Source organism: Phytoactinopolyspora endophytica (assembly GCF_004138495.1).
GTDB lineage: Bacteria > Actinomycetota > Actinomycetes > Jiangellales > Jiangellaceae > Phytoactinopolyspora > Phytoactinopolyspora endophytica.
The window spans coordinates 160,196-161,600 of record NZ_ML142854.1 but is presented as its reverse complement, the minus strand read 5'-3'; the positions used below and the strand labels follow the sequence as shown (position 1 = coordinate 161,600).

Here is a 1,405-nt window from a genome sequence, read left to right as displayed (position 1 = left end):
ACCCGGCCACACCACCCAGGGGGTCGACCCCCTGGAGTCCCCGCTAGCCTGCCGGTTACCAGGCCGGCAGGCCTGCCGGGTTCACGTTTTGAGAGATCCGGCCATAAGGCCACCGATGAACCAGCGTCCGAGGACGATGTAGACGATCAGGGTGGGGAACGAGGCGATGAGCGCGCCCGCCATGCTGGCGGCGTAGTCGGTGAGCTGGCCGCCGGCGAGGGCGTTGAGCGCGATCGTGACTGGCCCGTTGCGCGTGTTGGACAGGAAGATCGCGAACAGGAAGTCGTTCCAGACCGACGTGAACTGCCAGATGAGGGTGACGACGAAGCCGGGCGCGGAGAGCGGGAGGGCGATGGAGGCATACGTACGGATCAGCCCGGCGCCGTCCACCCGGCTGGCTTCGACGAGCTCGTTGGGGATGGTCGTCGCGTAGTACCCGCGGAAGATGAGCGTACAGATCGGGATGCCATAGGCGATGTGCACGACGATCAGCGTGGGTACGCCGCTGGCCAGCCCAAGATTCCCGGTGAGCTCCCGCAGCGGGATCATCACGGCCTGATACGGGATGAACATCCCGAACAGGAAGAGGGTGAAGACGATATCGGAACCGGGGAAGCGCCAGCGGGAGAAGACGAATCCGTTGGCCGAGCCGAGGATCGCCGACACGATCGAGGCAGGGATGGCAATGGCAAAGGACCGCCACAGCGACGGGCTCAGCGCGTCCCAGGCGTCCCGCCACGCGTCGAGCGTCCAATTCTCCGGCAGGTCCCACGCTCCGGTCAGGCTCGCTTCGGTGCCGGGTTTGAAACTGGTCACCAGGAGCACGTAGACGGGGATCAGGACGAACAGCAGGAACAGGAACAACAGTCCGTAGCGGACCGTACGGGCCGACACGGCACGGGCTCGGTGTCCCCGGTCGACGTGCGCGACTACCGGCGCCGGTGGCGTGCGGGTGTCCACGGCGCTCATCGTTGACGCTCCGTCCTTGTGTTCTGCGCGAGATAGGGGACCACCAGGACCGCGACGATGACGAGCAGCACGATGGCGATCGCGGCGCCCTTGGCGTAGTCGTTGGTCAGCAGTGCCTGCCACATGTAGACCGCGGGCACCTCGGTGAGGTACTGCGCGCCCGAGACAGCCATGATCAGATCGAACATCTTCATCGACATGTGCCCGATGATGATCAGCGCGGTCAGCGCCACCGGAGACAGCTGCGGAAACAGCACGTGCCGGTACAACTGGGCCTCGCTGGCGCCGTCGACGCGGGCCGCCTCACGCAGCTCGCCGGGGATGCCGCGGAAGCCGGCCAGGAACAACGCCATCACGTAGCCGGAAAGCTGCCAGATGGCCGGCAGCGCCATCGCGGCCATCCCCCAGTCCGGATGCGACCACCACGGGTTCTGCA

The 1,405-nt window shown here is 66.3% G+C and carries 2 protein-coding genes; both read right to left on the bottom strand.

Going from position 1 to position 1,405, the window contains the following annotated elements; genetic code table 11:
* Positions 1 to 81: 81 nt before the first annotated feature.
* On the bottom strand, positions 82 to 969 hold the full coding sequence (locus tag ELR45_RS13790) for a carbohydrate ABC transporter permease (RefSeq protein WP_129666890.1): 888 nt from the start codon (positions 967 to 969) through the stop codon (positions 82 to 84).
* Positions 966 to 1,405 (bottom strand): carbohydrate ABC transporter permease (locus ELR45_RS37815; RefSeq protein ID WP_205856568.1); only part of this gene is annotated, 440 nt, incomplete at its 5' end. The genes ELR45_RS37815 and ELR45_RS13790, both read right to left, overlap by 4 nt.

What these genes read in the sequence shown, in the direction of transcription:
- ELR45_RS13790 (WP_129666890.1), bottom strand. Translation starts at nt 969, where the DNA reads ATGAGCGCCGTGGACACCCGCACGCCACCGGCGCCGGTAGTCGCGCAC.